The 7,789-nt window shown below is 45.6% G+C and carries 8 protein-coding genes; 2 read left to right on the top strand and 6 right to left on the bottom strand.

What is annotated here, in order from left to right; all coding sequences use genetic code 11:
- On the top strand, positions 1-211 hold a 211-nt coding region (locus ABDW16_RS26770), incomplete at its 5' end, for a hypothetical protein (RefSeq protein ID WP_343674071.1).
- Here ABDW16_RS26770 and ABDW16_RS26765 read toward each other — a convergent pair.
- Both ABDW16_RS26765 and ABDW16_RS26760 read right to left on the bottom strand, forming a co-directional pair.
- Positions 168-2,654, bottom strand: coding sequence for a YfhO family protein (locus ABDW16_RS26765; RefSeq protein ID WP_343674070.1), 2,487 nt, complete (start codon positions 2,652-2,654; stop codon positions 168-170). The two genes, ABDW16_RS26770 and ABDW16_RS26765, sit on opposite strands and share 44 nt — an antisense overlap.
- A 75-nt stretch (positions 2,655-2,729) precedes the next feature.
- Positions 2,730-3,665 (bottom strand): glycosyltransferase, encoded by a 936-nt coding sequence (locus ABDW16_RS26760; protein ID WP_343674069.1) that lies wholly within the window; start codon positions 3,663-3,665, stop codon positions 2,730-2,732.
- Between the two features lie 355 nt (positions 3,666-4,020).
- Between ABDW16_RS26760 and ABDW16_RS26755 the strand changes: the two genes are divergently transcribed.
- Positions 4,021-4,803, top strand: coding sequence for a queuosine precursor transporter (locus ABDW16_RS26755; protein WP_343674068.1), 783 nt, complete (start codon positions 4,021-4,023; stop codon positions 4,801-4,803).
- Here the strand turns inward: ABDW16_RS26755 and ABDW16_RS26750 are convergent.
- The 4 genes from ABDW16_RS26750 to ABDW16_RS26735 form a co-directional block, all read right to left on the bottom strand.
- Complete coding sequence (locus ABDW16_RS26750; RefSeq protein WP_343674067.1) at positions 4,800-5,252, bottom strand: NUDIX domain-containing protein; 453 nt, start codon at positions 5,250-5,252, stop codon at positions 4,800-4,802. The genes ABDW16_RS26755 and ABDW16_RS26750 overlap by 4 nt on opposite strands.
- Before the next feature lies 1 nt (position 5,253).
- Positions 5,254-6,192 (bottom strand): magnesium transporter CorA family protein, encoded by a 939-nt coding sequence (locus ABDW16_RS26745; protein ID WP_343674066.1) that lies wholly within the window; start codon positions 6,190-6,192, stop codon positions 5,254-5,256.
- 73 nt (positions 6,193-6,265) lie between these two features.
- Positions 6,266-7,057 (bottom strand): diaminopimelate epimerase, encoded by a 792-nt coding sequence (gene dapF / locus ABDW16_RS26740; RefSeq protein ID WP_343674065.1) that lies wholly within the window; start codon positions 7,055-7,057, stop codon positions 6,266-6,268.
- Between the two features lie 230 nt (positions 7,058-7,287).
- Positions 7,288-7,728, bottom strand: coding sequence for a MarR family winged helix-turn-helix transcriptional regulator (locus tag ABDW16_RS26735; RefSeq protein WP_343674064.1), 441 nt, complete (start codon positions 7,726-7,728; stop codon positions 7,288-7,290).
- Positions 7,729-7,789 lie beyond the last annotated feature (61 nt).

Genomic DNA, 7,789 nt, shown 5'->3' with positions numbered 1-7,789 from the left:
GAAGATTGTTTTTATAGGAATAATAAAGGCCGGTTCCGCAGAACCAGCCCTTATAGATCTTTTTTTATTCTTTTTTTCTCAAGCCTTGTTTTTCAACATAGAATACAGGCTGTTTTTATTCGGATACCTGATGGAGACAGGCATCGTTTTAAGTGATTCTCAGGAGGTTATTTTATTTTTGAGCCAACCTCTTTTTCTTTCTTTTTCCTGAACTCCATTACTACTGCTCCAATCAATAACAACATTACGATAAGGGAACTAAAGAATCCAATCTTATCGCCCAGGTAGTAACTCTTTGGATGGAACTTAAACACAATCTCGTGTTTGCCTGCCGGTACGGGTAAGCCTCTCAGCGCATAATCTGCTCTCACATACGGTGTTTCCACACCATCAATATACGCCTTCCAGCCTTCTTTATAATACACCTCACTAAACACTGCAAACTGTGGCGTAGCGGCATTTGAGGTATAACTGATCTGATCTACATCATTCTTCACCAAAGCAATCGTTGCTGCTGAATCGTACACGGGTTGTGCATTCACCGCAGGTTTAAAACGCTGATCAATCACCACGGTATCTTTTGTATTCAGGTTATCGAGCGCCTTCATTTCCGCATCAGCATTTGGTACCCACAGGATGTTCTTTACAAACCATGCATTTCCCAAAGCCTGCGGATTCCTTTGTATTACCTGCTGTCCCTGCTGACCTGGGGCAATTATATACTTCGCATTCAGCATATTCAGCACATTGATATTGTTCCTGCTGATCTGGTTTTCGATCAGATCCTGGTACAGGATCAGCTTTGCCGCGTGATATCCGCCTACTGAATTATGAAAATAAGATGTCATCGCATCGCTAAATGGATCGCTATGCGTTACATTAAACACCCTGAAATAAGGGTCTTTATCTTCCGCAATCTGCTGATCAGCAGGTGAAGGACTGAAGTTACCCTGGTATTTGGATTCCTCTACATAATTGTCAGTATTCAGGTAACGGGTATCTACCTGCAGTAAATCGAACAATACCAGCAGGATCAAACCACCAGCGAGCCACTGCATTTTGATCTTATCTTTCAGATAATACCAGATCAGTCCAAACGCGAGTGCAAACAAAATGATGGCCCGGAACACATCGCTTCTGTAAATAGCAGCTCTATCCGCATGCAATGCACGCATGAGCTGAGTGGCAATATCATCATTACCGCCTGCCATTTGTTTGAACTGCTGTGCCATCATCTGGTCTGCATTGTTAGACCAGCTCAGGGTAGCAGACAGTAACAGCAGTATACCTAAAATAACAGCCATCGCTATACCGGAGCGCTTCAGGTTATTCACCAGGTCTGCTTTCTTCAATGCAGGGTCCAGCAAAGCCTGTACGCCCATCACTGCCAGTATGACCAGTGTGAGCTGTGGAATGATCAATACCATGCTTGGCGCCCTGAACTTATTGTAGAATGGCAGGTAGTCGAACAGGGCATAGTTGAAGAATGCGAGGTTGCTACCATAGCTCATCAGCACGGCCAGTATGGAGATGGCCAGTATCCACCATTTATGCCATGAATTGATTAGTCTGAAACTAAAGATGGCCAGGAAGCAAATGACGATACCAAGGTATACCGGACCGGAGGTACCCGGTTGTTCACCCCAGTACAGGGGCCATGCCTTGATCATCTGGGTGGCTTGTTGGTCAGGTACGCCCAGGGACTTCAGGGTTTTATAGGTATTGGAACCTTCTCCCAGTTCACCCTGTGAGCTACCGCCGTACAGGTTGGGCACTATGAATGTAAACGTTTCAAAAATGCCATAGCTCCAGCGGAACGCATATTCCTTGTCGAGGCCACTGCCTTTGGTATCGGCAGCTTTTTGTGTGAGTTCTGACTTACCACCACGAATGGTTTCTTTAGAATACTCATAGGTGGTCCACATTGACATGGTATTCACAGCTACGCTCAAACCGGTGGCAGCTACTACCAGTACACCGGTAATGATCAGGTGCTTAAAATCTTTTGCACGGATAGTATAGATGGCAAATACAATCCCCAGCACGCCTAGCAGCAGGAAGAAATAATAGGTGACCTGCATGTGGTTCGAAGCAATGAGGAGGGACATGAACAGTGCTGTCACTGCCAGCCCTTTGATGTATTTCTTTTGTGTGAGCATAATAATACCCGCCAGCACTGCAGGCAGGTAAGCGATGGCCATCATCTTGGTGTCGTGACCCGCACCTACGATAATGGGATCATAGCTGGAATAAGCATAGGCGACGGCGCCCAGCAAGCCAATCCAGGAGCGTACGCCCAGTACCATGCAAAGCAGGTAGAAGGAGAGGCCCGCCAGGAAGAAGAAGTTGATCGGCTTGGGCATCCAGAGGGTGAATACACTGCCAAGATCGGAGATGTTGAAAGGCTCGCGGCTTTCCAGCACGATCTGGTAAGAAGGCATCCCGCCGAACATACTGTTGGTCCAGAGAGGGGCCTGGCCATGGGCAGCTTTGTAATCGAGCGATTGCTTAGCCATGGCCTGCCATTGGATATTATCGCCCTGTGCCAGGACCTGGCCGTCCAGCACTGGTTTGCAATAGATGATTGCCAGCAACAGGAGTACACCGATTGCGATGATATGTGGCAGAAATTTCTTGAACCAATCAGGTTTCATATAGTTAGTTCCTTGTTTATGAGTGCGTAAAGGTAATATATTATGGAATATATAATAAGTAAGGGCTGGACTCGCTTAAGAATGCGTCTCCGGCAGGTGCACCGGCTCCCAGAACCCCTTCAATACGTCAATCCTGAACTGGATCACCGGCCATGACTTTGCCGGCCTGCCCTGCAACAAATAATACCCACCTATCACTATGGAAGCGCCTAACTTAAATAAGTACTCTATTCCTTTCTTAAAGGTAGCTCCACTGCCTTTCTCCTTCATCCTCACTTTTTCCCCGCGACCAATGCCCGAAGCCACCCTGTACATATACTCAGCCGTGAGCTTCTTTACCTCCACCACGTGGTGTACAATCACTGTTGGATCATACCAGATCACTCCACCTCTTTCTATCAGCTTGTAAAAGAACTCCTTACCTTCGCCTCCGATCCGCAGGGTGCCTTTCACCCCGGGCAGGCTGGTGTTGAATCCTTTCACGGCAAAGAAATCTTCCCTTTTCACTATCATATTAGATTCCAGGGGATAACGTCCGTTGTCAAATGGCTTTGTCTCCGGACTATAATCAAAGTTCCCCACCAGGGATGACACATAATGCGACATCCACTTTGGTTCAGCGGGAATATACCGGGGAATAATACGGCCGCCGAGACCGGTGGCGTCCGGATGTGTATCAAAGAAAGTAATGATATTCTGTAAGTACCCTGGCATGGCCACGGCGTCATCATCCATACAGCAAATCAGCCTGCCGGTAGACAGCTCTGCCCCTGTGTTGCGTGCATACGAAGCACCCTGGCGCTTTTCCAGGTGATAGGAGAGCTGCATATCGGGGTGTGAGGCCATGTATTCCCTTACTTTTTCAGCGGTGTTATCCTGGCTATTGTTATCCACCACAATCACCTCATACAGTTTTTTGTCAAGGTCCTGCTGGTACAGGCTATCGATAGCCTGTATGATATAGGCTTCCCTGTTATAAGAGCATATGACTACTGAAATTGCAATTTGCATGGGCAGTTGTGTTTTTCGGTCACAAATTTTTTTTGAAGAAAGCAAAATAACTGTAATTTATCCGAAATTTCAATATGGACAGGTTACGATTCTTCTTAAAACTGGCATTTATCTGCAACCTGTGTTTCGCGCTGGCTGAGGTATCCCGATACATTGATATAAAAGACAATTTTGGCGAATTATTGAAATTCGTGCTGCCGATGGGGATGTTTGTGGCATTTCCGCTGAATTTGATTACGTTGGTAATTGCTGTTATTATGCTGCTCAGGCATAAACTGAGCGTAGCCCAGCTGCCGCCCTATGTATTTATTATAAATCTTCTTATATTACTTCTTCAATTCTACTTCCTTTTCTGATGATAAACAATTTACTGAAAGATAAGCCGACGAAGTTATTCCTGATTTTCTGCAGTTTTTTTGTGGCGAATGCATTGATTGCTGAGTGTATAGGTGGTAAAATCTTTTCCCTGGAAAGGCTATTGGGGTTGCCGGTACATACATTCACCATTTTCGGGTATCCGGGATTGTCTTTCAATCTCACCTGTGGGGTATTGTTATGGCCACTGGAATTTGTGCTGACGGATGTGGTGAATGAATATTTTGGTCCTAAGGCAGTGAGAAGAATCTCTTATATAGCGGTGGCGTTGATTTCATATGCTTTCCTCATGTTTTATGTCGCGATCAGGGTGCCGGCGGCAGACTGGTGGCTGGGTTCCAGTGTACAGGATGGGGTACCGAATATGCAGGATGCATTTGGCAGTATTTTCGGACAGGGCATGTGGATCATTTTTGCGAGTATCATGGCGTTTTTGGTGAGCCAGATTGTGGATGTGACGGTGTTTCATCGCATTAAGAGAGCAACGGGGGAGAAGCATGTGTGGCTGAGGGCTACGGGGTCTACTATAATCAGTCAGTTAGTAGACAGTTTTATAGTATTGTTTATAGCATTTAAGATAGGGAAGGGCTGGAGCTGGCAGCAGGTGCTGGCGATTTGTGTGGTGAACTATACGTATAAGTTTATCATGGCGATCGTGCTCACACCGTTGATTTATTTCCTGGAAGGGCGGGTTGAGAAATACCTGGGTAAGGAAACGACGGAGCGGATGAAGATAGCGGCAATGGGGCGGGAGGAAGCTTAATATTTCGTTTTCAGCAGTGTGGCCACTACTTTATCGATCGGCAGGTGTACGGACTCCGCAGAAAAATCAGCCCAGTCAATCCAGCGGGCAGCTTCTACATCTGTCACACCTTCGGGTACCTCAAAATCAAATGGTTTTGTCAGCAAAGGCGCTACAAATGGCGATAGTGGTGTGACGAGGTAATAAATAGAAATAATCTGTGTCTCGTTGTCGAATGCAGAAATCTGGAAAAAGTCGGTGGTATACAGATGTTCTACCACTGCCACATCCTGGTTCAGTTCTTCCTTCCATTCGCGTACAATACATTCCAGGGTTCCTTCGCCAAACTCCATGCCGCCACCTGGAAATTTCGTAAAATAATTTCCTTTGATATACTCGTCGCTAACCAGTACTTGTTTTTGGTCATTGATCATAATACCATAAACCCGCACGTTGAACATAGCTGCCATATTAAAACCATTTCTTCTTCATAAAATACCAGCTGATGATCACTGAAATAATAATTGAAATCATCACCGGAATATAAAACGCGTGTGCATTTCGCTGAAACGGAATATCTACGTTCATGCCATAAATACTCGCCACCAGCATGGGAAACGTGAGTACGATGGTAATTGAGGTGAGCCGCTTCATTACCAGGTTCAGGTTATTCGAAATGATACTTGCAAACGCATCCATGGAACTACCCATGATATTTGTATACACATTCGCCATTTCAAGCGCCTGTGAGGTATCTACAATCAGGTCATGGAGGAATTCTTTTTCATCTTCGTTCAACCCGAGGAAGTTGGTCCGCTCGAGTTTCATGAGCAACAGTTCATTACTCCGCAGGGCTGTCACAAAGTACACGAGGCTCTTTTGAATCCGCATGATGTACAGCAGTTCTTCGTTTCGGTTGCTGTCGTACAGTTTCTGTTCCAATATATTCCTACGCTGGTTGATCTCTTTCAGGTAGTCGAGGAAGTTCACGACTACTTTTTCGAAGATCTTCAGTACCATCATATTCCGCTTTTCGGGATGGCGGTTATGGAAGGTGTTGAGGAACTTATTGATGGCTGCGTTGTCGAACGAATTGACTGTCAGGATCTGGTTATGCGTCAGAATGATCACAATCGGAATTGTGATATAATACGCATCGCTTTCATTGATAGAATTGTTCTCTGTGGGGGTTTTGATAACGATGAGTTTCACATTGTCTTCCAGCTCATAGCGGGATCTTTCATCAATATCTAAGGAGTCGGTGAGGAAGTCGAGTGGGATATCCAGCTCTTCGGAGAGCTGTTCGAACTCAGCCTGCCTGAGGGGAGGGGTAATATTCACCCAGGCGCCGTTTTCAGGCGTTTTGATCTCAACCGTCCGTGCGTCTATATTTTTGAAGTATTGAATCATCCGGGCGCAAAGGTAGAATAATTAGTAAGAAAGCATATTGCTTAATTATTAATTAACAGCGTGCTCTGCCTGGCTATTTTGTGGATATATTGATATCTCCTTCAAATACAAGGGTAGCAGGCCCACACAGCCAGATGTTTTCATAAGTGCGTTCGCCGGTTTTGGTAAAACGTACTTCCAGGCCCCCGCCGAGCGTTTGTACCGGTACAGTATAAGTCTTTTCTTCCGTGCCGGAAGTCATCAGGGCAGCAGCGGTAACGCCGGTACCGCATGAGTAGGTCTCATCTTCCACGCCTCTTTCATAAGTGCGCACAAAAATGCCATTATTAGTAGGCTGCACAAAGTTCACATTGGTACCCACGGCTTTGAAACGGTCATTGTAGCGGATTTGTCTGCCTTCTTCAAATACATCGAGGGCTTTTACATCCTCTACAAACTTTACAAAGTGTGGTGAGCCGGTATTGAGGTAAAAGTACAGGTTGCCGATCTCTACCCCGTTCACATCCTGCATTTTCAGGTTTACCCAATCAGTTCCTTTCATGGTAGCTTCATGCGGGCCATCAATGGCCATAAAGCGTAATACCTCGCTATTCAGGCCCATTTTGCGGGCAAAGGCTACCAGGCAGCGCCCCCCATTGCCACACATACTACTTTCCCGGCCGTCAGCGTTGTAATACTTCATACCAAAATCATAGCCTTCGTAGTTGTTCAGGAGCATAAGGCCATCTGCGCCGATGCCAAAGCGGCGGTCACAGAGAAAGTGTACCTGTTCTGTAGTGAGAGAATCATATTGGCCGTTGCGATTGTCCATAATGACGAAGTCATTGCCGGTCCCCTGGTATTTGTAAAAATGTATTGCTGACATAATGAACAAAGGTAATCATATTGTAGGTAGCATCAAAAAGCACAGGTATAGGAATACACCCGTGATTCATGTCTACATTCGGTAGATGTACAATAAAATTGTACAACAGAACTAAATATTTTAAAACCAGGGAAATAAGAATATTCCCCTGGTCGTATTTAAACCTACAACTGTTACACTAGTGCTAATTTAAACCGTTAAATGTTTAACTATATAAGCAAAAAAAAGCACTACCCTTCCAGTAATGTTTTTGTGATTGTCTGAAAAATGCCGGTGGCTTTTACCAGGTCGTCTTTTGACACATTTCTTACGGCCTCGGCCATCAGTTCATCCAGTCCCGGTTCGACAATGTTTTGCATTTTCCGGCCTTCGGCGGTGAGGATGATGATCTTGTTCCTGCGATCGGCCATGTCTTCCCTGCGTTCCAAAAGTCCCCTTTTGGTCATATTATCCAGCAGGTATACGATACTTACCTTGTCTTTGGAGATTGCGTCGGCGATCTCCTGCTGTTTCACCCCGTCTTTTTTCCAGAGTACGCGCATCACCTGCAGCATTTCGGTCGTAAGCGGGATGTCCTGCTCTTTGAAGAAAGCACGGATCCGGGCTTTGAAGGCCCCGGTGAGGGTGCCAAGAGAATCCGTAAAATCTGAAAACGTCTGGTTCTTCGTCATGCTGGGGCGAAGTTAAGGTTTTAATGGTTAAATATTTAACTTATTTTGCGTGGGTATGATA

Origin of the sequence: Chitinophaga sp., assembly GCF_039596135.1 — a bacterium.
Taxonomy (GTDB): domain Bacteria; phylum Bacteroidota; class Bacteroidia; order Chitinophagales; family Chitinophagaceae; genus Chitinophaga.
The sequence above is the reverse complement of the archived record's forward strand: the minus strand, read 5'-3'. Positions and strand labels throughout refer to the sequence as shown.

What these genes read in the sequence shown, in the direction of transcription:
- ABDW16_RS26765 (WP_343674070.1), bottom strand. Translation starts at nt 2,654, where the DNA reads ATGAAACCTGATTGGTTCAAGAAATTTCTGCCACATATCATCGCAATC.
- ABDW16_RS26760 (WP_343674069.1), bottom strand. Translation starts at nt 3,665, where the DNA reads ATGCAAATTGCAATTTCAGTAGTCATATGCTCTTATAACAGGGAAGCC.
- ABDW16_RS26755 (WP_343674068.1), top strand. Translation starts at nt 4,021, where the DNA reads ATGATAAACAATTTACTGAAAGATAAGCCGACGAAGTTATTCCTGATT.
- ABDW16_RS26750 (WP_343674067.1), bottom strand. Translation starts at nt 5,252, where the DNA reads ATGGCAGCTATGTTCAACGTGCGGGTTTATGGTATTATGATCAATGAC.
- ABDW16_RS26745 (WP_343674066.1), bottom strand. Translation starts at nt 6,192, where the DNA reads ATGATTCAATACTTCAAAAATATAGACGCACGGACGGTTGAGATCAAA.
- dapF (WP_343674065.1), bottom strand. Translation starts at nt 7,057, where the DNA reads ATGTCAGCAATACATTTTTACAAATACCAGGGGACCGGCAATGACTTC.
- ABDW16_RS26735 (WP_343674064.1), bottom strand. Translation starts at nt 7,728, where the DNA reads ATGACGAAGAACCAGACGTTTTCAGATTTTACGGATTCTCTTGGCACC.